The following is a 24,476-nucleotide window of genomic DNA, read 5'->3' as shown; positions in this document are numbered from 1 at the left end:
TTGACTCCGGTCGGGTTCAGGGGGCCCTGCGGTCGCGGGCACCGAGGCCCTCGTCGTCCGAGTCCGTCCACAGGGCGTTGTCGTAGGGGGTGTCGGAGATGGAGACGAGATCCGGGCGGCGCGCCTTGGCGAGCGCCGGGTCGGTCTCCCTCAGCAGCGCGAGGCTCTCGCGCAGACGGTCGGCGTCGATCCGGACGCGGCGCATCTCCAGACCGCCGCTGCCCAGCTGCTGCTCCAGCCGCTTGACATACCGGAGCACTTCGTCGAGAGCGCGCTGGGCCGATGCCAGTTCGTCGTTCACGGACATGACGTGACCTCACTTCCGTGGGCGGGGTTGCCCTGCACGGGAACGGTCATGCGCCTGCGAGTGTTGCGCGTCACACCTGCCGGTGTGAAGGGACGTGCACCGATTGGCGGATCGTGCGCCTGAGTGCGCGCCCCTCGCGCGCCGTCGATTGCGCCGCACGGGTGGGCTTCCCGGTTCGTGTCGCCGTGTCGCCGTCCGTTGCCGAACCCTTTCCTCTTCAGTGGCCGCATAGATGTGATCAGCTCCATATACCGCCAAAAGTGATCATAACGCCCGCGGCTCCCGGAGGTAAGCAGAGATGTCCAACGACGGCGTCGGACTGCGCGCGGTCATGCGCTCGGTCGCCTTCCTCACCGCGGGAGCCCTCGCGGTGCCCGCCCTCGCCGGGTGCAGTTCCGAGGACCCGGCGAGCAAGCCGCTCGCGGAGCAGGACATCGCGCCCGCGGCCCGCGACCAGGTCGCCGACGGCGGCACCCTGCACTGGGCCGTGGACGCCGTGCCGGAGACCCTGAACACCTTCCAGGCGGACGCCAACGCGACCACCACCACCGTCGCCCAGGCGGTCCTGCCGTCGATGTACCGGCTCGACGCGAACGGGCGGCCGCAGGTCAACCCCGACTACCTGGAGTCGGCGAAGGTCGTGGAGACCGAGCCCAAGCAGGTCGTGCTGTACAAGCTGAACCAGCAGGCGGTGTGGAGCGACGGCCGCGAGATCGGCGCCGCCGACTTCGCCGCCCAGTGGCGCGCCCTGTCCGGCAAGGACTCCGCGTACTGGACCGCGCGCAACGCCGGCTACGAGCGCATCGAGAAGATCGAACGCGGCGCCAACGACCTCGAGGTCCGGGTCACCTTCGCGCGGCCGTACGCCGACTGGCGCTCACTGTTCTCGCCGCTGTACCCGAAGGACGTCATGGGCACTCCGGACTCCTTCAACGACTCCGCCCGCAAGAAGCTCAAGGTCACCGCCGGTCCGTTCCGGCTCAAGAAGGTCGACCGCAAGGACGGCGAGGTCACCCTCGCCCGCAGCGAGCGCTGGTGGGGGCACCCCGCCAAGCTGGACGAGATCGTGCTGACGGCCGTCCCGCGCGACGAGCGGACCGGGGCACTGGCCGCCGGTGACGTGGACCTCGCCGAGATCGACCCCGAGTCCCTCGGCCGCATCACCCTCGCCGCCCGCGCGGGCGCCAAGACCGGCAGCACCCCCCTGGCCGGGCCGGGCGGTCTGTCCGCCCACGGCTCCGGCAGCAACCTCGGGGCCGCGGACGCCCTGCGCTCCTGGGCCGTGGCCCACGAGGGCGACGAGGAGGCCGGCGACGACGAGGCCGGCGCCCGCACCCGCGACAAGAAGCGCGAGGCGGCCCTCGCCTACGAGCGGCAGCAGACCGCCCTCAAGGGCTTCGAGGTCCGCAGGTCCCTGGAGCCCGCCTACACCCAGCTCGCCCTCAACGGTGCCTCGGGTCCGCTCGCCGACGAGCGGGTCCGCCGGGCCGTGGCCCGCGCCCTCGACCGCAAGGCGCTCGCCAAGGCCGTCCTCACCCCGCTCGGACTGCCCGCCGAACCCGTCGGCAGCCACCTCGCGCTCTCCGGCCAGGACGCCTACGCCGACAACAGCGGCGCGCTCGGCGGACAGGACACCGAGGGGGCGGAGGCGCTGCTGGCCGACGCCGGCTGGGTGCACGGCGGACCGGTGAAGAAGGAGAACGGAGAGAAGGGGGAGAAGGCCGCCGGGGCGGAGGGCGAGAAGTCCGGGAAGGAGCCGGGGAAGAAGTCCGAGAAGAAGTCGGGCGACGAGTCCGGCAAAAAGTCCGAGAAGTCTGAGAAGTCCGAGAAGAAGTCCGACAAGGAGGACGCGCAGGACTCCGAGGACTCAGCCGAATCGGCCGACTCGGCGGATTCCAAGAGCGACGACAAGGACCCCGAGGACCACGCGAACCGGAGCGACGGCGCTGCCCGTCACCTCGCGCAGGACGGCAAGCAGTACGCGAACAAGCTGCGGCCGGGCGGGGCGCCGGCCGGGGCCTACGCCCCCAAGGGCACCCCCGCCCCGGCGGGCGCGGCGACAAAGGTGCTGGCCAAGAACGGCAAGGCGCTGGCGCTGCGGTTCGTGCTGCCGTCGGGCCCGGGGTCCGAGACCCTGCGGACGGTGGCCGACCGGATCTCCTCGATGCTCGCGAAGGTCGGCATCCGCACCGAGATCTCCAAGGTGTCCGACGAGAGCTATTTCAAGGACCACATCGCGTCCGGGCAGTACGACCTGGCGCTGTACTCGTGGCCCGCCTCCGCGTTCCCCGCGACCGACGCCCGGCCCATCTTCGCCAAGCCGGTGCCGGCCGCCGACGGGTCGCTGAACGTGGAGCAGAACTACACCCGGGTCGGCACCGACCAGGTGGACCAGCTCTTCGACCGGGCCGTCACCACCCTGGACGCGTCGGAGAGCCGGAGCCTGATCCGCAAGGCCGACTCCCGGATCTGGGCGGCCGCCGGATCCATTCCGCTCTACCAGCGGCCGCAGCTGACCGCCGCCAAGAAGAACCTGGTGAACGCGGGTGCCTTCGGTTTCCAGACGCCGGTCTACGAGGACATGGGCTTTCTGAAGAAGGGCGTGAAGCCCGCGTCCGGACCGTCCGGGAACTGAGCCCGGCGAGCCCCGACCCGGCGGGCACCGTACGATGGGGTGAGGCCGTGGCGTGTTCAGCCCGGCAGGGTCCGCGTAACACAGACGTACGCGTCGGCCTTCCTCACACTCCAGGAGTACGCCTTCATGGCCACGCGCCACGACATCCGCAACGTAGCCATCGTCGCCCACGTCGACCACGGCAAGACGACCATCGTCGACGGAATGCTGAAGCAGGCCGGTGCCTTCGCCGCCCACCAGCTCGAAGGCGTCGACGACCGCATGATGGACTCGAACGACCTGGAGCGTGAGAAGGGCATCACGATCCTCGCCAAGAACACGGCGGTGAAGTACCACCCCAAGGACGGGGGGGACGTCATCACCATCAACATCATCGACACCCCCGGTCACGCCGACTTCGGCGGCGAGGTCGAGCGGGGTCTGTCGATGGTGGACGGTGTCGTCCTCCTCGTCGACGCCTCCGAGGGCCCGCTCCCGCAGACCCGCTTCGTGCTGCGCAAGGCCCTCCAGCAGCGGCTGCCCGTCATCCTGTGCATCAACAAGACGGACCGACCGGACTCCCGTATCGACGAGGTCGTCAACGAGACCTACGACCTCTTCCTCGACCTGGACGCGGACGAGGAGCAGATCGAGTTCCCGATCGTCTACGCCTGCGGCCGTGACGGCATCGCCTCGCTGACCAAGCCCGAGAACGGCACGGTCCCGGCGGACTCCACCAGCCTGGAGCCGTTCTTCTCCACGATCCTCCAGCACATCCCGGCCCCCACGTACGACGAGGAGGCCCCGCTCCAGGCGCACGTCACCAACCTGGACGCCGACAACTTCCTCGGCCGTATCGCGCTGCTCCGCGTCGAGCAGGGCGAGCTGCGCAAGGGCCAGACCGTCACGTGGATCAAGCGTGACGGCTCCATGTCCAACGTCCGTATCACCGAGCTGCTGATGACCGAGGCGCTCACCCGCAAGCCCGCCGAGGTGGCCGGCCCGGGTGACATCTGTGCCGTCGCCGGTATCGCGGACATCATGATCGGCGAGACCCTCGCGGACCCCGAGAACCCGATCCCGCTCCCGCTGATCACGGTCGACGAGCCCGCGATCTCCATGACCATCGGCACCAACACCTCGCCGCTGGTCGGCCGTGGCGGCACCGGCAAGGGCGCCGACAACAAGGCGGCCGTCAAGGACCGCAAGGTCACCGCCCGTCAGGTCAAGGACCGCCTCGACCGCGAGCTGATCGGTAACGTCTCGCTGCGTGTCCTCGACACCGAGCGTCCCGACGCCTGGGAGGTCCAGGGCCGTGGTGAGCTCGCGCTCGCCATCCTGGTCGAGCAGATGCGCCGCGAGGGCTTCGAGCTGACCATCGGCAAGCCGCAGGTCGTCACCAAGGACGTCGACGGCAAGGTCTACGAGCCGGTCGAGCGCATGACCATCGACGTGCCCGAGGAGCACATGGGCGCGGTCACGCAGCTCATGGGTGTCCGCAAGGGCCGTATGGACAACATGTCGAACCACGGCTCCGGCTGGGTGCGCATGGAGTTCGTGGTGCCGTCCCGCGGTCTCATCGGCTTCCGGACCGAGTTCCTGACGCAGACCCGCGGCACCGGCATCGGGCACTCCATCCACGAGGGCTTCGAGCCCTGGTTCGGCACGCTCCAGACCCGCAACAACGGCTCCCTGGTCGCCGACCGCGCCGGCGCCGTCACCGCCTTCGCGATGACGAACCTCCAGGAGCGCGGTGTGCTGTTCACGGAGCCCGGCACCGAGGTGTACGAGGGCATGATCGTCGGCGAGAACTCGCGCTCCGACGACATGGACGTGAACATCACCAAGGAGAAGAAGCTCACGAACATGCGGTCCTCCTCGGCCGACTCGTTCGAGGCGATCGTCCCGCCGCGCAAGCTCTCCCTGGAGCAGTCCCTGGAGTTCTGCCGCGACGACGAGTGCGTCGAGGTGACCCCGGAGGCGGTCCGCATCCGCAAGGTCAACCTGGACGCCCGCGAGCGCGCCCGCGCCGCGAGCCGCGCCAAGCACGGCTGATCCGAACGCAGCTGAGCCCGGTTCTCCGAGTGACGGGGAACCGGGCCTTCGGCGTGCCGTCGAAACGGGTGCCGGAACGCAGGTAAGAGGCCTGTCCGTGACCTGTGCGATACCGTCCGGTAATCGGTAATCAGCCCATCGTGTTTCGGACATGTGAACAGAAATCCATTGCGTTATGTCCGTTTTGACGGTCTGTCGGTTCACGTGTCAAGCGCGACCAGGTGTCAATCTTTGCAATTTTTCCTCAAAATATGGCCGGTAGGGAGATCCCTATGCCTTCCGCCCTTGACGCGCGTTGAACACTTTGGCGAAAGTTCCCCCAAACCACAGAACCTGCCGGTATCTGTGCTGCGCTCAACTCTCCAACCCCCCGGGGGAAGTACACACATGACCAGTCCAGTCGCCTTGGACCCCGAGCTCGAGTCGAACGCCGAGCCTGTCAAGGCCGAGCCGAAGCTCGAGGGTCGTTCTCCCGGCCAGTTGATGTGGCAGCGCTTCAAGCGTGACCGTACCGGGGTCGTCTGCGCCGTGGTAGTGATTTTGTACTTCGTGATCGCGCTGGCCGCCCCCCTGCTGACCAAGCTCAGCGGGACCGACCCGTACACGCTGTACGGCCAGGACCCGACCTACGCCGACAAGCCGATCCTGGACCAGTTCGGTCTGCCGCTCGGCTACTTCGGCGGCGTCTCGGGCTCCCACTGGTTCGGGGTGGAGCCGCAGTACGGCCGTGACCTGTTCGCCATGCTCATGTACGGCATGCGGACCTCGCTGTTCATGGCCCTCGGCGTGACCGTCCTGCTGATGGCCACCGGCGTCATCATCGGCCTCATCGGCGGCTACTTCGGCGGCCGCACGGACTACTGGATCGGCCGGGTCACCGACTTCTTCCTGTCCTTCCCCCAGCAGCTGTTCTTCATCGCCTTCATGCCCGTGGTCACCGCGTTCTTCGTCGACCCGCGGGAGGCGACCCCCACGTACTTCCGCGCACTGGCGATGCTGATCGTGCTGTGGCTGCTGGGCTGGATGGGTATGGCGCGTCTGGTCCGCTCGACCGTGCTGTCCCTGCGTGAGCGGGAGTTCGTCGAGGCCGCCAAGGTCTCCGGTGCCTCCCCGTGGCGGATCGTCCGCAAGGAGATCCTGCCGAACGTGGTGACGCCGATCCTGGTGCAGTTCACGTACTCGCTGCCCAGCACCATCCTCACCATCGCCTTCCTCTCGTTCGCCGGTGTCGGGTTCGTCGAGCCGACTCCGGACTGGGGACGACTGTTCGCCGCCGCTGCCAACTACACCGAGCAGGACCCGGCGTTCCTCTTCTTCCCCGGCCTGGCGCTGGTGATCTTCGTTCTGGCCTTCAACCTCCTCGGAGACTCGGTCCGGGACGCCTTCGACCCCAAGTCCGGGCGGTAACTCGTCCATTGGTGGGGGGTGACTGCCGCCCCCGCGTCGGCCTACCAGCCGCGTCAGGCAGTACTCATGGATAACAACCGACAGGTAGGTAATCGCCTCATGAAGCCCATCAGCTCGCGCAGAGCGCGTGCAATCGTCGTCGCCCTCGCGGCCGGTTCCCTGGCTCTCACGGCCTGCTCCAAGAACGATGGCGGTGACTCCGGCGCCGACTCGAAGAAGGACCAGAAGGAGGCCTCCGTCCAGTCGAAGGCGGTCACCTACGCCGACGCCGCGGGCTCCACGGGTCCTGCCGCAGAGGTTGCGGGCGCCAAGGCCGGCGGCACGATCAACGTCTACCAGGAGGCGGGCCTCTCGCACCTGGACCCGGGCCAGATCTACGTCTCCGACGCGGGCCAGGTCGCCAACCTGCTCTTCCGTCGTCTGACGCAGTTCAAGGAGGACGACAAGGGCAACGTCTCGGTCGTCGGTGACCTCGCCACCGACTCGGGCAAGTCCTCGGACGGCGGCAAGACCTGGACCTTCACGCTGAAGGACGGCGTCAAGGACCAGAACGGCAACGCCATCACGTCCGCCGACGTGCGCCACACCGTCGAGCGCCAGTACGCGAAGTTCATCTTCGACGGCCCGACCTACCTTCAGACCTGGCTGAGCGGCTCCGACTACCGCAAGGCGCTCCCGGACGGCGGCTTCGGCAAGAAGCACCTGCCGGACTCGGTCCTTGCCACCCCGGACGACAAGACGGTCGTCTTCCACTTCGACACCGCGCGCCCGGACCTGCCGCAGACCCTGGCCATGGCCGGCTACGCCATCGTCCCGGCCAAGGGCGACACCAAGGAGAAGTACGACAAGGCCCCGGTCGCCACGGGCCCGTACAAGATCGTCTCCAACAAGGTCGGCAAGGAACTCGTTCTCGCGAAGAACACCAACTGGGACCCGAAGACCGACTCGGTCCGTCACCAGTACGCGAACGGCTTCGACTTCCAGTTCGGCATCACCGAGTCGACCCAGACCAAGCGTCTGATCGCCGACCAGGGCGAGGACAAGAACGCCATCCAGCTCACGGGCGGCGTCGAGGCCACGCAGATCCAGGACGTCATCGGCAACGCGGCCGTCAGCAAGCGCACGGTCAAGGGCTACCAGCCCTACGTCATGCAGCTGACCTTCAACCTGGACCGCGTCAAGGACCTCAAGGTCCGCCAGGCCATCACCTACGCGGTCAACTCCAAGTCGCTCATCGCCGGTGAGGGCGGTGCCTACGGCGGCGACGTGGCGCCGAACTACTTCGCCCCGACCCTGCCGGGCTACGAGGCGAGCTACGACCCGTACGGCCGCCTGAAGATGCCGCAGGGCAACATCGCGAAGGCCAAGGAGATCCTCAAGGGTGTCCCGGCCGCCGAGAAGAAGGTCGTCTTCGCGTACTCCAACAGCGAGGCCGGCCAGAAGCGCAAGGTCGCCATCGAGGACGCCCTGACCAAGGTCGGCTTCAACGTGGTCTCCAAGGAGGTCGACTCCGCGAGCTACTACGAGCAGATCGGCAAGCTCAACAACCCGTACGACCTGTACATCACGGGTTGGGGCCAGGACTGGCCGTCCGCGGCCACGGTGATCACGCCCATCTACGACGGCACCCAGGTCGCCGACGGTTCCTCGAACTACTCGCACGTCAAGGACCCGAAGGTCGACGAGCTGATCAAGAAGGCTCTGACCCAGGACCCGACCGCCGCTGCCGCCACCTGGAAGGAAGCCCAGCACTACCTGCTGGAGAAGGTCCTCCCGGCCGCGCCGCTCTGGTACACCAAGCAGTTCCAGCTCTCCGGTTCGAACATCGGCGGTGCCCGCTACGGCTCGGTGTCCAGCCTCATCGACATCACCCGCCTCTACGTGAAGTCGTAACTCTCTACGGCTGATCGCGGGGGTGCGCACCAGGCGGAGCGCACCCCCGCACCTCCGTGAAACCTCCCACCGTCTCCGCAGAGAGCAGCCCTCCCGCCATGTTTCAGTTCATCATCCGGCGCACAGTCGGTGCCTTCGTCACCCTGATCCTCATCGGCGCCGCCACGTTCTTCCTGTTCGTCGCCGCGCCCTCCGACTACGCCTCACTGGCCTGTGGCAAGGACTGCTCGCCCGCGAGACTCGAGGACATCCGTCAGGCGCTCGGCCTCAACCTGCCGATCCACCAGCAGTTCTGGGACTTCATGTCCGGCATCGTCATGGGCCGTGACTTCCCGACCGGACACTGCAGCGCGCCCTGCCTCGGCCAGTCGTTCTACTCGGGCGACATGGTCTGGTCCACGATCATGGACCGCTTCCCGACGACCCTCACGCTCACCGCCGGCGGTGCGGTCGTCTTCGTCATCGTCGGCATCGGCGCCGGCATGATCGCCGCCTACCGGCGCGGCACCATGATCGACAAGGTCGCCACCAGTGTCTCCATGGTGCTCAGTTCGTTCCAGATCTACGTGCTCGGCCCGCTCGTCCTGCTGATCTTCGTCTACAGCACGGGCTGGATGGACAACCCGGCCTACCACCCGATCACCGACGACCCGTGGAAGTGGTTCACCGGTCTGCTGCTGCCGGTGCTGGTGATGTCCACCATCTTCACCGCGCAGTACACGCGTATGGCCCGCTCCTCGATGATCGAGCAGCTCGCCGAGGAGCACGTCCGCACCGCCCGCGCGAAGGGCATGTCGAACAGGTACGTGTTCTTCCGCTACGCCTGGCGCGGTTCGATGATCCCGATCGTCACGGTCCTCGGCATCGACATCAGCGCGATGCTCGGCGGCGCCGTGGTCACCGAGCTGACCTTCTCCCTCCAGGGGATCGGCCGTCTCGCCGTGGACGGCGCGGTCCACAAGGACCTGCCGCTCACCATGGGTGTCATGCTGTTCGGTGCCTTCTTCATCCTGATCGTCAACATCCTCACCGACATCGCGTACGCCTACATCGACCCGCGCGTCCGGCTCTCCTAGGAAGAACGAACCACCGTGACCACACTGACCAAGACCGAGGACGCGCCGGCCCCGACCGGTCCGGAGAGCTTCCTCTCGGTGCGTGATCTGAAGGTGCAGTTCTCCACCGAGGACGGCATCGTCAAGGCGGTCGACGGCCTCTCCTTCGACGTCGAGCGCGGCAAGACCCTGGGCATCGTCGGCGAGTCCGGCTCCGGAAAGTCCGTCACCAACCTGACGATCCTGGGCCTGCACAACCCCCGCACCAGCACCGTCGACGGCGAGATCGTCCTCGACGGCAAGGAACTCGTCACCGCCACCGAGCGGGAGCTGGAGCAGCTCCGCGGCAACAAGATGGCGATGATCTTCCAGGACCCGCTGACCGCGCTGTCGCCGTTCTACACGGTGGGCCGCCAGCTGTCCGAGCCGTTCATGAAGCACCGCGGCGCCTCCAAGAAGGAAGCCAAGGACCGGGCCGTCCAGTTGCTGGAGAAGGTCGGCATCCCGCAGCCCAAGGCGCGCTTCGACGACTACCCCCACCAGTTCTCCGGCGGTATGCGCCAGCGCGCGATGATCGCCATGGCGCTGATGTGCGACCCCGAGCTGCTGATCGCCGACGAGCCGACCACCGCGCTGGACGTCACCGTGCAGGCCCAGATCCTGGACCTGCTCAAGGACCTCCAGCAGGAGTTCGGCTCCGCGATCATCTTCATCACGCACGACCTCGGCGTCATCTCCAACATGGCCGACGACCTGCTGGTGATGTACGCCGGCCGGGCCGTCGAGCGCGGTTCCGTGCGGGAGGTGCTGGGCGCGCCGAAGCACCCCTACACCTGGGGCCTGCTGAGCTCGATGCCTCGCCTGGACGGCGACATCAACGAGGCGCTGGAGCCGATCCCCGGCTCGCCGCCCTCGCTGCTCAACCCGCCCTCCGGCTGCCCGTTCCACCCGCGGTGCGCCTTCAAGGACGAGGTGCCGGGCACGCTGTGCACCGACTCACGTCCGCCGCTGGGCGAGGGGCGTGCCTCCGCGTGCCACCTGACGGCCGAGCAGAAGCAGACCATCTTCATCGACAAGATCCAGCCCCGGCTGCGCTAGGGAGATCCGAGACATGAGCGACAACCTCACCCTCCCCGCCCAGCAGGGTTCCGCCGGCACCTCGACCGAGCCACTCCTCAAGGTCGAGGGCCTGACGAAGCACTTCCCGATCTACGGCGGCTTCCCGATCAAACGCAAGGTCGGCGCAGTCCAGGCCGTCGACGGAGTCGACCTGACGGTCGGCGTCGGCGAGAGCGTCGGCCTGGTCGGCGAGTCCGGCTGCGGCAAGTCGACGACGGGCCGGCTGATCACACGGCTCCTGGAGCCCACGGACGGCAAGATCACCTACGCCGGTCAGGACATCACGCACGCCTCGCGCCGCCAGCTGGCGCCGGTGCGGTCCGAGATCCAGATGATCTTCCAGGACCCGTACTCCTCGCTGAACCCGCGGCAGACCGTCGGCTCCATCATCAAGTCGCCGATGGAGGTCAACGGGATCGAGCCGGAGGGCGGCCAGGAGAAGAAGGTCCGCGAGCTCCTCGAGCTGGTGGGCCTCAACCCCGAGCACTACAACCGCTTCCCGCACGAGTTCTCCGGCGGTCAGCGCCAGCGCATCGGGGTGGCCCGCGCGCTGGCCCTCCAGCCGAAGCTGATCGTGGCGGACGAGCCGGTCTCCGCGCTGGACGTGTCGATCCAGGCGCAGGTCGTCAACCTGCTGAAGAAGGTCCAGGACGAGCTGGGCATCGCGTTCCTGTTCATCGCCCACGACCTGGCCGTCGTACGGCACTTCTCGCAGCGGGTCGCGGTCATGTACCTCGGCAAGGTGGTCGAGGTCGGCGACCGGGAGTCGATCTACAACCACCCCCGGCACCCGTACACGCACGCCCTGCTCTCCGCGGTGCCCGAGGTCGACATCGACGGCACGGGTCCGAGCCGGGAGCGGATCCGGCTCTCCGGTGACGTGCCCTCGCCGATCCTGCCGCCGTCCGGCTGCCGCTTCCGCACGCGGTGCTGGAAGGCGCAGGACAAGTGCGCCACGGACGAGCCGCCGCTGGTCCAGATCTCCGGCAACAAGGTCGGCCACCTCACGGCCTGCCACTTCCCGGAGGACCCGACCATCGAGGCCCGCGACGAGGACGTCGTGATGGACCCGGCGCTGATCGCCCTGGAGGACGCGGCGGAGTCGGACGCGGTGCCGACGAAGGACTGACGCGGCCGGGACATCCCGGTACGACCCCACGGCCGGGGACGGAGACACCAACTCCGTCCCCGGCCGTTGGCGTGTGCGATGACCAGGGCCGGCCGCGCGGTGCTCGGGCATCCCGGTTCACCGACCTCGCCCCCTCCAGGCAGCCCGGTGTCACCGGTCCCTGACCCACCGTCTCCTCGCTCCCGCGAGGCCCCTGTGCCGTCACCCCTCTCTCCTCATCCCACCCCCAAAGGCCTACTCAGGCGTGCGAAATGTCGTTCATGATCCGATATTGGCCGGTAACGGATCATCTTGAGGAGGCACTCCATGCGTGGAGGCACGCACGCCAAATGGGCCGCATGCGCGGCGGCGGTAGCGCTCGCGGCGACGGCCTGTGGGGGCGGGGACAGCGGCGGCGGCAGCGGCAGCAGCGACGGCGGCGCGGTGCTCAGCTCCTCCTGGGGCGACCCGCAGAACCCGCTGGAGCCGGCCAACACCAACGAGGTGCAGGGCGGCAAGGTCCTCGACATGATCTTCCGCAGCCTGAAGAAGTACAACCCGGAGACGGGCAAGGCCGAGGACATGCTCGCCGAGAAGATCGACACGAGCGACTCGCAGAACTTCACCATCACCGTCAAGGACGGCTGGACCTTCAGCAACGGCGAGAAGGTCACCGCCAAGTCCTTCGTGGACGCCTGGAACTACGGGGCCTCCCTCAAGAACAACCAGAAGAACGCCTACTTCTTCGGCTACATCGACGGCTACGACAAGACGCACCCCGAGGACGGCAGCAAGCAGACCGCCGACACCCTCTCCGGCCTGAAGGTCACCGGCACCAACACCTTCACCGTCAAGCTCAACCAGAAGTTCTCGACCTTCCCCGACACCCTCGGCTACCCCGCCTACGCCCCGCTCCCGCAGGCCTTCTTCACCGACCACGCCGGCTGGGTGAAGAAGCCGGTCGGCAACGGGCCGTACACCATCGACTCGTACACCAAGGGCTCCCAGATGGCCCTGAAGAAGTGGGACGGCTACAAGGGCCCCGACAAGGCCCAGAACGGCGGCGTGACCCTCAAGGTCTACACCGACAACAACACCGCCTACACCGACCTGATGGCCGGCAACCTCGACCTGGTCGACGACGTCCCCGCCGCCCAGCTCAAGAACGTCAAGAGCGACCTCGGCGACCGCTACATCAACACTCCCGCCGGCATCATCCAGACCCTCGCCTTCCCGTTCTACGACAAGAACTGGAACAAGGCCGGCATGGAGAAGGTCCGCACCGGACTGTCCCGGGCCATCAACCGCGACCAGATCACCCAGACCATCTTCCAGAAGACCCGTACCCCCGCCACCGACTGGACCTCCCCGGTCCTCGGCAAGGAGGGCGGCTTCAAGGAAGGCCTGTGCGGGGACGCCTGCGACTACGACCCCGCCGCGGCCAAGAAGCTCATCCAGGAGGGCGGCGGACTCCCCGGCGGCCAGGTCAAGATCACGTACAACGCGGACACCGGCTCCCACAAGGAGTGGGTCGACGCGGTCTGCAACTCCATCAACAACGCGCTCGGCAACGACAAGGCCTGCGTCGGCAACCCGGTCGGCACCTTCGCCGACTTCCGCAGCCAGATCACCGCGAAGAAGATGAGCGGCCCCTTCCGGGCGGGCTGGCAGATGGACTACCCGCTCATCCAGAACTTCCTCCAGCCGCTCTACTACACCAACGCCTCCTCCAACGACGGCAAGTGGAGCAACAAGGACTTCGACAAGCTCGTCAACGAGGCCAACGCCGAGACCGACACCGCCAAGGCCGTCGAGAAGTTCCAGGAGGCGGAGGGCGTCGTACGGGACAACATGGCCGCCATCCCGCTCTGGTACCAGAACGGCAGCGCGGGCTACTCCGAGCGGCTCTCCAACGTGAAGCTCAACCCGTTCAGCGTGCCCGTCTACAACGAGATCAAGGTCGGCTGAGCCCGCCATGGGACGGTACGTCGTCCGGCGTCTGCTCCAGATGATCCCGGTGTTCATCGGGTCGACCCTGCTGATCTTCCTCATGGTGAACGTGATGGGCGACCCCATCGCGGGCCTGTGCGGGGACAAGCAGTGCGACGCGGCGACGTCCGCCCAGCTCAAGAAGGAGTTCGGCCTCGACAAGCCGGTCTGGCAGCAGTACCTCACCTACATGGGGCACGTCTTCACCGGCGACTTCGGCACCGCGTTCAACGGCCAGAAGGTCACCGAGCTGATGGCGACGGCGTTCCCGGTGACCATCCGGCTCACCATCGTCGCGATCCTCTTCGAGATCGTCATCGGCATCACCCTGGGTGTCGTCACCGGCCTCAAGCGCGGACGGCCGGTGGACACCTCGGTGCTGCTGCTCACCCTCGTCGTGATCTCCGTCCCCACCTTCGTCACCGGCCTGCTGCTCCAGCTGCTGCTCGGTGTCGAGTGGGGCTGGATCAAGCCGTCGGTGTCGACGGACGCCACGTTCGGTGAACTGATCGTGCCCGGTCTGGTCCTCGCCTCGGTGTCGCTGGCGTACGTGACCCGGCTGACCCGCACCTCGATCGCCGAGAACCGCCGCTCCGACTACGTCCGCACGGCCGTGGCGAAGGGCCTGCCCAGGCAGCGCGTCATCGTGCGGCACCTGCTGCGCAACTCGCTCATCCCGGTGGTCACCTTCATCGGCACCGACATCGGCGCCCTGATGGGCGGCGCGATCGTCACCGAGCGCATCTTCAACATCCACGGCGTCGGCTACCAGCTCTACCAGGGCATCCTGCGCCAGAACACCCAGACCGTGGTCGGCTTCGTGACCGTCCTCGTCCTGGTGTTCCTGGTGGCCAACCTGCTCGTCGACCTGCTGTACGCCGTCCTCGACCCCAGGATCCGCTATGCCTGAGCCCCAGCAACCAGAGGGAGCGATCGCCGGGACCGGTATGGGCGGGGCGATGGACCTCGCGGTGAGCGAGGCGACCACCCTGGAGGGGGGCCGCCCGGACGGCTCGGGCCCTTCGGGTAAGCCCCGCTCCCTGTGGTCCGACGCCTGGCGCGACCTGCGCCGCAACCCCGTCTTCATCATCTCCGGCCTCGTGATCCTCTTCCTGGTCGTCATCTCCCTGTGGCCGTCGCTGATCGCGTCCGGCAACCCCCTCAAGTGCGACCTCTCCAAGGCCCAGGAGGGGTCCCAGCCGGGTCATCCCTTCGGCTTCGACGGCCAGGGCTGCGACGTCTACACGCGCACGGTGTACGGCGCCCGTACGTCGGTGACGGTCGGCGTGTGCGCCACGCTCGGGGTGGCTCTGCTCGGCTCGGCCCTCGGCGGCCTCGCGGGCTTCTTCGGGGGGGCCTGGGACTCGCTCCTGTCCCGCCTCACCGACATCTTCTTCGCGATCCCGGTGGTCCTCGGCGGCCTGGTCCTGCTGTCGGTGGTCACCAGCAGCACGGTGTGGCCGGTGATCGGCTTCATGGTGCTGCTGGGCTGGCCGCAGATCTCCCGCATCGCGCGCGGCTCGGTCATCACGGCCAAGCAGAACGACTACGTCCAGGCGGCCAGGGCGCTGGGCGCCTCCAACTCCCGGCTCCTGCTGCGGCACATCACCCCGAACGCGGTGGCCCCGGTGATCGTCGTGGCGACCATCGCGCTCGGCACGTACATCTCGCTGGAGGCCACGCTGTCCTACCTCGGCGTGGGCCTGAAGCCGCCCACGGTCAGCTGGGGCATCGACATCTCCGCCGCCTCCGCGTACATCCGCAACGCCCCGCACATGCTCCTGTGGCCGGCCGGAGCCCTGGCGATCACCGTCCTCGCCTTCATCATGCTCGGCGACGCGGTCCGCGACGCCCTCGACCCGAAGCTGAGGTGAGGGGCGTGGGGTCGGGGGTGGGAGAAGCAGTGGCGCCTCTGCCGCTCCGCCGCACCGCGCCACGCCCCTCTCGCCCACCGTCCGTTCCTCCACCCCCGGGGTCGCGCCACACCCCACCGGAAGCCGAGGTGAGTCGCCGTGCTGCTCGAAGTGCGTGATCTGCATGTGGAGTTCAGGACCAGGGACGGGGTCGCCAAGGCCGTCAACGGGGTCGACTACGCGGTGGACGCGGGGGAGACCCTCGCCGTGCTGGGGGAGTCCGGGTCGGGGAAGTCCGTGACCGCGCAGGCGATCATGGGGATCCTCGACACGCCGCCAGGAAAGGTCACCGGCGGGGAGATCGTCTTCCAGGGCCAGGACCTGCTCACGCTCAAGGAGGACGAGCGGCGCAGGATCCGCGGCGCCGAGATGGCGATGATCTTCCAGGACGCGCTCTCCTCCCTGAACCCGGTGCTCTCCGTCGGCGACCAGCTGGGCGAGATGTTCGTCGTGCACCGGGGGATGTCGAAGAAGGACGCCCGCGCGAAGGCCGTCGAGCTAATGGACCACGTGCGGATCCCCGCGGCCAGGGAGCGCGTCAAGGACTACCCGCACCAGTTCTCCGGCGGCATGCGCCAGCGCATCATGATCGCGATGGCCCTCGCCCTGGAGCCCGCGCTGATCATCGCCGACGAGCCCACCACCGCCCTGGACGTCACCGTCCAGGCCCAGGTGATGGACCTGCTCGCCGAGCTCCAGCGCGAGTACCACATGGGCCTCATCCTGATCACCCACGACCTCGGTGTCGTCGCGGACGTCGCCGACCGGATCGCCGTCATGTACGCGGGCCGGATCGTCGAGCAGGCGCCCGTCCACGACATCTACAAGGCCCCCGCCCACCCCTACACGCGCGGTCTCCTCGACTCCATCCCCCGTCTCGACCAGAAGGGCCAGGAGCTGTACGCGATCAAGGGACTGCCGCCCAACTTGATGAACATCCCTCCGGGTTGCGCGTTCAACCCCCGCTGTCCGATGGCCCGGGACGTGTGCCGGACGGATGTACCACCCCTGTACGAAGTGGACGGTGCCGACGGCATGGACGGCATGGACGGCAGGCGGACCAGTGCCTGCCACTTCTGGACGGAGTGCCTCCATGGTTGAGCCGATCCTGGAAGTGGGTGGACTGGTCAAGCATTACCCGTTGACCCAGGGCGTCCTGTTCAAGAGACAGGTCGGTGCCGTCAAGGCCGTCGACGGGGTGGACTTCACGCTCCACAAGGGTGAGACCCTCGGCATCGTCGGAGAGTCCGGCTGCGGCAAGTCCACCGTCGCCAAGATGCTGGTCAATCTCGAGCGGCCGACGCAAGGGTTGATCAAGTACAAGGGCGAGGACATCACCAAGCTGTCCGGCAAGGCCCTCAAGTCGGTCCGCCGCAACATCCAGATGGTCTTCCAGGACCCTTACACCTCGCTCAACCCCCGGATGACGGTCGGCGACATCATCGGGGAGCCGTACGACATCCACCCCGAGGTGGCCCCCAAGGGCGACCGCCGCAAAAAGGTCCAGGACCTGCTGGACGTCGTCGGCCTCAACCCCGAGTACATCAACCGCTATCCGCACCAGTTCTCCGGCGGCCAGCGCCAACGCATCGGCATCGCACGCGGGTTGGCCCTGCGCCCGGAGGTCATCGTCGCCGACGAACCGGTCTCCGCCCTCGACGTCTCCGTCCAGGCCCAGGTGATCAACCTCCTCGACCGGCTCCAGAGCGACTTCGAGCTGTCGTACCTCTTCATCGCGCACGACCTGTCGATCGTCCGGCACATCTCGGACCGGGTCGGGGTGATGTACCTCGGGCGGATCGTGGAGATCGGCAAGGACGCCGAGATCTACGACCATCCCACGCACCCGTACACCCAGGCGCTGCTGTCCGCGGTGCCGGTGCCCGACCCGGAGGCCCGTGAGCACCGCGAGCGGATCATCCTGGCGGGCGACGTCCCGTCCCCGACGAACATCCCGTCCGGCTGCCGCTTCCGCACCCGCTGCTGGAAGGCACGGGAACGCTGCGCCATGGAAGTGCCGCTGCTGGCGGTCCCGGCGGAGTTCCGGCACACGAGCGGACCGGCCGCCCATGACTCGGCCTGCCACTTCGCCGAGACCCTGTCCCTCGGCAACTCCGCGCCGGGCAGGGCCGTGCCGCCCGAGGAGCCGGAGTAACACGGAGGCAACTTCGCCGACCCGGTCTCGATATACGGACACGTCAGGCTGAGGAACGTACGGCCGTGCGGGTGCCGTAAACGGGCCGGGGCGCGCCATGTCGCCCCGGCCCGTTGCCGTGCCTACCGCAGGCCCAACGACCGCTTCAGGAAGTCCAGCTGGAGCAGCAGCAGGTTCTCGGCGACCGTCTCCTGCGGGGTCATGTGGGTCACCCCGGACAGCGGCAGCACCTCGTGCGGGCGGCCGGCGGCGAGCAGGGCCGAGGAGAGCCGCAGGGAGTGGGCGACCACCACGTTGTCGTCCGCGAGGCCATGGATGATCATCATCGGGCGGTGCGGCTCCACCGCGTCGACCAGGCCCTCGTCGTCGACCAGGGAGTTGCGCCGGTAGACCTCGGGCTGCTCGTCCGGGTGGCCGATGTACCGCTCCTGGTAGTGCGTGTCGTACAGGCGCAGATCGGTGACCGGGGCGCCGACCACCGCCGCGTGGAACACGTCGGGGCGGCGCAGGGCGGCGAGGGCCGCCAGATAGCCGCCGAAGGACCAGCCGCGGATCGCGACCCGGTCCAGGTCGAGCGGGAAGTCCTCGGCGAGCGCCTGGAGCGCGTCGACCTGGTCCTGGAGGACCACCGCCGCCAGGTCGTCCCGGACCGCCTTCTCCCAGGCGGGGGAGCGGCCCGGGGTGCCCCGGCCGTCGGCCACGACGACCGCGAAACCCTGGTCGGCGAACCACTGCGAGGTGAGGTGGGGATTGTGTGCGGCGACCACCCGCTGACCGTGCGGACCCCCGTACGGGTCCAGCAAAACCGGAAGGGGGCTGTCACCGGCGTAGTCCTGCGGCATAAGCACGGCGCACGGGATCCTGCGTGCGCCCCCCTCGATGAGGGTCACGCGCGGGGTCAAACCGGGATCTTCCGCATATGACGTGACAGTCGCCGTCTCCTTGCCGTCGCGCAGCACCCGCGCCCGGGCGCCCGGCCGGTCGAGGCTCGCGGACACCAGCACGGTCACGCCCCCGGCGCGCACCGCCGAATGCACGCCGGGCTCCTGTGACACGCGCTCCACACCGAGCTCGTTCACCCGATAGACGTGCACCTCGCCGGTCTCCGGTGACTCGGCGCGCGTGCCGGCCGAAGCCGAGACCAGCACGTCGTCCGCGGTCACGTCCAGCACCGCGCGGATGTGCAACTGAGGCCCGGTCAGCGGCCGTTCGCCGACCGCGAGGACCCGCGCGCCCCCCTCGTCGGCGATCCGCACGAGCTGCCCCGAAGGACTCCAGCAGGGCACCCCAGGGAAAAGATCCAGCCAAATCGGATCTTCGTCCGCGTGCACCATCCGGGTCGTGCCGGACTCCGGGTCCACCGCCAGATACAGCTGACTGCGCTGGTCGCGCGCCTGTACGAGCAGCAGTGGCGCACCCGCCGCTGACCAGTGCACATGGGCCAGATACGGATACCGCGCACGGTCCCAGGAGACCTCCGTGCGCGCCCCGCCCAGGTCGATCACGAACAGCCGTACGTCCGCGTTGGGGGTGCCCGCCGCCGGGTACGGGACGTGTTGTGGATCACGCTCGGGATGGGCCGGATCGGAGATCCACCAGCGCCGCACCGGCGTGTCGTCCACCCGTGCGACCAGCAGCCGGTCCGACTCCGGCGACCACCAGAAGCCCCGGGTGCGGCCCATCTCCTCGGCTGCGACGAACTCCGCCAGACCGTAGGTGACTTGATCCGACTCCGGTCCGGCGAGCACCCGGTCGTCCGCGCCCTCGGCGCCCACGATCCGCAGGGCGCCCCGCGCGACGTACGCGACGTGCCGCCCGTCGGGCGCCGGACGGGGGTCGATCACCGGTCCGGGCACGGGCAGTTCACGTGCCGTGCCGGCCCGCAGCTCCGCGGTGAAAAGCCGCCCTGACAAGGCGAAAGAGGCCAGCTCGACGGCCGCGTCGGTGGCGTAGCCGACCACGCCCGCGCCGCCCTCGCGGCTGCGCTCGCGCCGGGCCCGCTCCTCGGGCGACAGACGCTCCTCGGCGCCGCCCAGGAGGGCGCGCGGGTCGGCGGCCACGCGCTCCCCGCCGTCCGCCGTGTCGAGCACCCACAGTGAATTGGCCCGGTCCGTACCGGAGTTGGAGCGCAGAAAGGCGACACGCGACCCGTCGGGCGCCACGGTGAACGCGCGCGGCGCGCCGAGAGTGAAGCGCTGGGTGCGGGCGTGGCGACGGGGAAAGGAGTCAGGCTCAGTCGTCATGACCCGACCATATTGGCCATGCGCCCCCTTGTGCGGCCGTGCGCCGACCGATGCGCAGCCACGGATAGTTATGATCACTACCGCATAGTGGGTATGAACCTGCTGGCTGACGTATGGATTTATCTGCCCCCTGGTCCGACCCCCCGCGTCCCTGGGATCTTTGGAGGTGAGCCGCCGTGGCACTCTCGATTTCGGCGGTGGTGCTGCTGGCGATCGTCGTCTTCCTTCTGATCAAGAAGTCGGGTCTGAAGGGCGGACACGCGGTCGTGTGCATCCTGCTCGGCTTCTATCTCGCGGCTTCCTCGATCGCCCCGACGATCAGTGAGCTGACGACGAACATCGCGGGCATGATCGGCAGTATCAAGTTCTGACCCGTCCTCCGCGACCCGGCTGCGCGGGACTGTCGGTGGCCCCTCGTAGGCTGGGGCCATGACGGAACAGCCCGCTCGGCGTCTGCTCCTGGTGCACGCGCACCCGGACGACGAGTCGATCAACAACGGCGCGACCATGGCCAGGTACGCGGCCGAGGGCGCTCGGGTGACCCTGGTCACCTGCACCCTCGGCGAGCTCGGCGAGGTCATCCCGCCCGGGCTGCGCCACCTGACCGGCGCCGCGCTCGGCGAGCACCGCCGGGGCGAGCTCACCGCGGCCATGGGCGAGCTCGGCGTCGCGGACTTCCGCCTGCTCGGGGGCGCCGGGCGCTACCAGGACTCCGGAATGATGGGCCTCCCGGACAACGACGACCCCGCCTGCTTCTGGCAGGCCGACGTCGACACCGCCGCCACCCACCTCGTCGAGGTGATCCTGGAGGTCCGCCCCCAGGTCCTCGTCACCTACGACGAGCACGGCGGGTACGGCCACCCCGACCACATCCAGGCCCACCGCGTCGCGATGCGAGCCGTCGAGCTCGCCGCCGACGCCGGGTGGGAGATCCCGAAGGTCTACTGGAACCGGGTCCCGCGCACGGTCGGTGAGCAGGCCTTCGCCCGCCTCCAGGACGACCTGGCCGCTCTTCCCTTCAGCAAGGCCGGCGTCCTCGACGACGTGCCGGGTGTGGTCGACGACGAGCGGATCACCACGGAGATCGACGGCACCGCGTACGCCGCCGCAAAGAGCGCCGCCATGGCCGCGCACGCGACCCAGATCGATGTGTCGGGGGCGTACTTCGCACTCTCCAACGAACTCGCGCAACCCCTCTTCACCACCGAGTACTACGAATTGGTGAGAGGGGAACACGGCAGCACCAGGGAGAGCGACCTGTTCTCCGGGATCGAGGGCACGTCATGAGCGACCGGACGTCGATGCTGGCCCAGCCCCTGCAACGCCCGTCCGCCGGCCGGGCCGCCGCCTACCTCGGCCTCTTCGTGCTCGGCGCGCTCGTCGGGCTCGCCGGGGCGCTCGTGCAGGGCGGCTGGTTCCCCTGGGGCCTGCTGCTCGCCCTGCTCGGCGAGGCGGGACTGCTGCTCGGCGGGGCCCGCGCCGCCGACAGCCGGGCCGGGGCCGTCGCGCCCGCCGGTGGCTGGATGGTCGCCGTCATCTTCCTCACCACCAGCCGTCCTGAAGGCGACTTCGTCTTCGCCGCGGGCAGCGGCTCCTACCTCTTCCTGCTCGGCGGCATGGCAGTTGCTGTGATCTGCGCCACCCTTGGGGCGGGGCGGCAACCGGGCGGCGGTCCCGTCCGACTTGGCAAGTGACGTACCACTTCTCCGCATCGGATGCGTGCGAGTCCCGTGTGGGTTTCCCCGGCGGTCGTGGGATACGGGCCAGAAGTGGCCAGTATGGTGGTGCGCGCCGCCGACGCCCGAAGCAGTGAGGTCGAAACGGGCGGCGGAGCCAACCAGGAGAACCTGCCTTGAGTCGTGAAACTGACAGTCCGTCCTCCGGGCCCAACGGGCGCGGCGGAGCCGCCTACCCCTCGGGTACGCCGCCGTACGGGACGCCCCAGGTGTCCGACGGCGGTCCGGACGCGGGCCGTTCGGGCGCGCAGCCGGAGGAGCGCAAGACCGAGACCACGCTGACGACCCGGATCCGGATCAACATCCCGGGGTCGCGGCCGATTCCGCCGGTCGTCGTGCGCCAGCCCGTCGCTGAGACGGACAGCTCCGTCGACCGGGGTGCGGAGACCGAGGCGCCGGCCCCGAGTTCCTCCTCGACCACGGGCACCTTCGAGCTGCCCGCCGAACCGGCCGCGCCCGCCGAGGAGAAGGCGAGCGACTGGTTCGCGCCCCGCAAGTCCGGCCCCGCCAAGGGCGGTCCGGGCGGCGGCGGGACCAACGGCGCCGGTCTGCCGGGCGGTTCGGGTGCGGGCGCACCCGCAGCGCCGGGCGCACCCGCAGCGCCGGGTGCGGCCGCGGGTGCCGGTGGTCCGGGTGGCGCTGGTGGTGCCGGTGCGTCAGGGCCGCGCCACGGCGGTTCGGGCGCGGCGGGCGGTGCACGTCCTGCCGGCCGGCCCGGCGGTGTGGTCGGTTCCATGAGCGTGCCGGGCGGCTCCCGCTCCGGCGGTACGAACGGCGCCGGCCTCCCGGGCGCGACGGGCGGCCCGGTGGCCCCCGGCCACGGCGGCGGCACCGGTTCCTTCGACGTGACCGAGGCCCTCAACGCGGGCCCGCTGGGCCCCGGCCAGCGCGGCCAGGAACCCCGCCGCGACGACCTCCCGTACTTCGCGGAGAACGGCAACGGCACGGCTGCCGGCCAGGACGCCCTGAACGGCCAGAGCGGCTACGGCGGCCAGGCCGGTCAGGACGCCCTGAACGGCCAGAGCGGCTACGGCGGCCAGGCCGGTCAGGCCGCGCCGAACGGGCAGGGCGGCTTCGGCGGGCAGAGCGGCCAGGGCGGCCCCGCCGGTCAGAGCGGCTTCGGCACGCAGGGCGGCTCCGGCGGCCCGGGCGGTCAGAACGGCGGCATCGACTACGGCGGCCAGGGCGGCCGGATCGACTACGGCGGTGGCTTCGGCGGACCGGAGGGCCCCGGTGGCCCGGGCGGACCCCAGGGCCCCGCGGGCCCCACGGGCGGTCCGGTCACCGGCGACGGCCCGGTCGTACCGCCCGCCGGACCGGACCCCTTCGCCAGGGCCGAGTCCTTCTCCGGGCCTGACGGCTTCGGTGGCGAGTCCTTCAACGGCGCCGACGGCTTCGGCGGCCAGGGCGGCCCCGCCGGCCAGGGCACTCCCAACGGTCAAGCCGGCCCGGGCACCTCCCGAGGCCCCGGCGGCCCTCGTGGCCGCAGCGGCCCCGGCGCCCCCAACGGCCCCGGCGCTGCCAACGGCATCGGCGGCCGCCCCGGCGCTCCCGCCGGTCCTGGCGGTCCCGGCGGGCCCGGCGGTCCTCCGACGCTCGGTGGCGCCCCCGGCGCGGCCCCCGGCACCGGCATGGGCCCCGGTGGCGGCCTGAGCGACGACACCGCGATCCTCACCCCGCAGAAGCCGGCCCCCGGACCGGGCGCCCCCGGCTACGGCAACCCGGACAACGTCTCCGGGCACACCGTCACCAGCGGCATCCCGGTCGTGCCGCCGGGCACGCAGGGTCCGGGCGGTGCCGACACCCGTACCGCCCCGAAGGCACCCGACACCGCCTCGCAGAACACCGCGGCCTCGTCGAAGAAGAAGAAAAAGAAGGGCCGCAGCAAGCTCGCGATGGTCGGCGGCACCGTGGTCCTCCTCGGTGTCGGCGCCTACGGAGCCGGTCTGCTGATGAACCGTTCCGACGTCCCCAAGGGCACCACCGTGCTCGGCGTCGACATCGGCGGCGGCACCCGCGACGACGCCGTCAAGAAGCTCGACGACTCCCTCGGCAAGTCGGTCGACGCACCCCTGAAGCTCTCGGTCGACGGCAAGACCATCGAGCTCAAGCCGGACCAGGCGGGCCTCCAGCTCGACGACCAGGCCACGGTCGCCGCGGCCGCGAAGAGCGACTACAACCCCGTCTCGGTCATCGGCTCCCTCTTCGGCAACCACCGGGTCGTCGACCCGGTCATGCCGGTCGACGAGGAGAAGCTCCAGGCGGCCCTGGAGAACGCCTCGGGCGGTGCCGGCTCGGCCACCGACGGCACGATCAAGTTCAAGAACGGCAAGGCCGTCGCCGTCTACGGCAAGGCCGGCAAGGGCATCGACGTCGCCAGGTCGACCACCGCGGTGGAGGAGGCGTACCGCACCCAGGTGGAGACCGGCACGTCCGGCACGGTCACGCTCCCGACGACCACCAAGCAGCCGTCGGTGTCCAACGCCGAGGTCGACCGGATGATGAAGGAGTTCGCGGAGCCCGCGATGTCCGAGCGCGTCACGATCAAGACCGACGCGACGCACAGCATCGCCTTCGGCTCGCTGTCCCTGCCGAAGATCCTCGGGTTCAAGGCGGTCGGCGGCAAGCTCGTGGAGACGTACAACCTGGAAGCGCTCAAGGAGGCGTACGGCACCACCTTCGCCGGCGTGCAGATCAACGGCGCCAGCGGCAAGCGTGACGTCCTGCCGCAGGACGTCGCCTCCGCACTGGGCAAGGCGCTGCGCGGCAAGACGGCGGCACAGCGCGTCGTGGTCATCGACACGAACCCGAGCTGAGCCCGCACGCACCAGCGGAGACCGCCCCGGAGTGCCGCTGACATGACATCTGTCATGCGGCACTCC

The 24,476-nt window shown here is 69.2% G+C and carries 18 protein-coding genes; 16 read left to right on the top strand and 2 right to left on the bottom strand.

What is annotated here, in order from left to right; all coding sequences use genetic code 11:
* Positions 1-16: 16 nt before the first annotated feature.
* Positions 17-307: a hypothetical protein gene (locus IF54_RS0120625; protein ID WP_020136803.1), complete on the bottom strand. Its 291-nt coding sequence runs from the start codon at positions 305-307 to the stop codon at positions 17-19.
* Between the two features lie 298 nt (positions 308-605).
* Here IF54_RS0120625 and IF54_RS0120620 point away from each other — a divergent pair, with 298 nt between their 5' ends.
* The 12 genes from IF54_RS0120620 to IF54_RS0120565 all read left to right on the top strand — a co-directional run bounded on the left by IF54_RS0120620 (position 606) and on the right by IF54_RS0120565 (position 17,615).
* On the top strand, positions 606-2,942 hold the full coding sequence (locus IF54_RS0120620) for an ABC transporter family substrate-binding protein (RefSeq protein ID WP_030320750.1): 2,337 nt from the start codon (positions 606-608) through the stop codon (positions 2,940-2,942).
* Positions 2,943-3,068: 126 nt separating this feature from the next.
* On the top strand, positions 3,069-4,976 hold the full coding sequence (gene typA, locus IF54_RS0120615; RefSeq protein ID WP_030320748.1) for a translational GTPase TypA: 1,908 nt from the start codon (positions 3,069-3,071) through the stop codon (positions 4,974-4,976).
* A gap of 387 nt (positions 4,977-5,363) precedes the next feature.
* Entirely contained in the window at positions 5,364-6,383 is a 1,020-nt protein-coding gene (locus tag IF54_RS0120610) for an ABC transporter permease (protein WP_030320745.1), read from the top strand.
* 99 nt (positions 6,384-6,482) lie between these two features.
* Positions 6,483-8,276 carry an ABC transporter substrate-binding protein gene (locus tag IF54_RS0120605; protein WP_030320742.1) on the top strand — a complete coding sequence of 598 codons (1,794 nt, stop codon included), beginning with the start codon at positions 6,483-6,485 and terminating at the stop codon, positions 8,274-8,276.
* Between the two features lie 98 nt (positions 8,277-8,374).
* Positions 8,375-9,352 (top strand): ABC transporter permease, encoded by a 978-nt coding sequence (locus tag IF54_RS0120600; RefSeq protein WP_030320740.1) that lies wholly within the window; start codon positions 8,375-8,377, stop codon positions 9,350-9,352.
* A 15-nt stretch (positions 9,353-9,367) separates the two neighbouring features.
* Entirely contained in the window at positions 9,368-10,429 is a 1,062-nt protein-coding gene (locus IF54_RS0120595) for an ABC transporter ATP-binding protein (RefSeq protein WP_030320738.1), read from the top strand.
* Between the two features lie 13 nt (positions 10,430-10,442).
* A complete protein-coding gene (locus IF54_RS0120590; protein ID WP_030320736.1) occupies positions 10,443-11,579 on the top strand; it encodes an ABC transporter ATP-binding protein in 1,137 nt (378 codons plus the stop codon).
* A gap of 306 nt (positions 11,580-11,885) precedes the next feature.
* Positions 11,886-13,526, top strand: coding sequence for a peptide ABC transporter substrate-binding protein (locus IF54_RS0120585; protein WP_030320734.1), 1,641 nt, complete (start codon positions 11,886-11,888; stop codon positions 13,524-13,526).
* Between the two features lie 7 nt (positions 13,527-13,533).
* Positions 13,534-14,457, top strand: a complete 924-nt coding sequence (locus IF54_RS0120580) for an ABC transporter permease (RefSeq protein ID WP_030320732.1) — start codon at positions 13,534-13,536, stop codon at positions 14,455-14,457.
* The gene (locus tag IF54_RS0120575) at positions 14,450-15,421 is read left to right on the top strand and encodes an ABC transporter permease (protein ID WP_030320730.1); all 972 of its coding nucleotides are present in this window, start codon (positions 14,450-14,452) and stop codon (positions 15,419-15,421) included. Before IF54_RS0120580 ends, IF54_RS0120575 begins: the two co-directional genes overlap by 8 nt.
* 138 nt (positions 15,422-15,559) lie before the next feature.
* Entirely contained in the window at positions 15,560-16,561 is a 1,002-nt protein-coding gene (locus IF54_RS0120570; RefSeq protein WP_030320728.1) for an ABC transporter ATP-binding protein, read from the top strand.
* A complete protein-coding gene (locus IF54_RS0120565) occupies positions 16,554-17,615 on the top strand; it encodes an ABC transporter ATP-binding protein (protein ID WP_030320726.1) in 1,062 nt (353 codons plus the stop codon). The genes IF54_RS0120570 and IF54_RS0120565 overlap by 8 nt, the downstream gene beginning before the upstream one ends.
* A gap of 122 nt (positions 17,616-17,737) precedes the next feature.
* Here IF54_RS0120565 and IF54_RS0120560 read toward each other — a convergent pair whose 3' ends face one another.
* Entirely contained in the window at positions 17,738-19,858 is a 2,121-nt protein-coding gene (locus IF54_RS0120560) for a S9 family peptidase (protein WP_030320719.1), read from the bottom strand.
* 176 nt (positions 19,859-20,034) lie between these two features.
* On the opposite strand from IF54_RS0120560, the gene IF54_RS0120555 reads away from it, so the two are divergent.
* The 4 genes from IF54_RS0120555 to IF54_RS0120540 all read left to right on the top strand — a co-directional run bounded on the left by IF54_RS0120555 (position 20,035) and on the right by IF54_RS0120540 (position 24,410).
* Positions 20,035-20,229 (top strand): hypothetical protein, encoded by a 195-nt coding sequence (locus tag IF54_RS0120555; protein WP_020136789.1) that lies wholly within the window; start codon positions 20,035-20,037, stop codon positions 20,227-20,229.
* 58 nt (positions 20,230-20,287) lie between these two features.
* Positions 20,288-21,145 carry an N-acetyl-1-D-myo-inositol-2-amino-2-deoxy-alpha-D-glucopyranoside deacetylase gene (gene mshB, locus IF54_RS0120550; RefSeq protein ID WP_030320712.1) on the top strand — a complete coding sequence of 286 codons (858 nt, stop codon included), beginning with the start codon at positions 20,288-20,290 and terminating at the stop codon, positions 21,143-21,145.
* Positions 21,142-21,552, top strand: coding sequence for a DUF6113 family protein (locus IF54_RS0120545; protein ID WP_030320709.1), 411 nt, complete (start codon positions 21,142-21,144; stop codon positions 21,550-21,552). The genes mshB and IF54_RS0120545 overlap by 4 nt, the downstream gene beginning before the upstream one ends.
* A 158-nt stretch (positions 21,553-21,710) precedes the next feature.
* A complete protein-coding gene (locus IF54_RS0120540) occupies positions 21,711-24,410 on the top strand; it encodes a membrane protein (protein WP_030320707.1) in 2,700 nt (899 codons plus the stop codon).
* Positions 24,411-24,476 lie beyond the last annotated feature (66 nt).

The organism is Streptomyces sp. NRRL B-3229 (assembly GCF_000719505.1).
Lineage (GTDB): Bacteria > Actinomycetota > Actinomycetes > Streptomycetales > Streptomycetaceae > Streptomyces > Streptomyces griseorubiginosus.
This window is presented reverse-complemented; position numbering and strand designations above follow the sequence as displayed.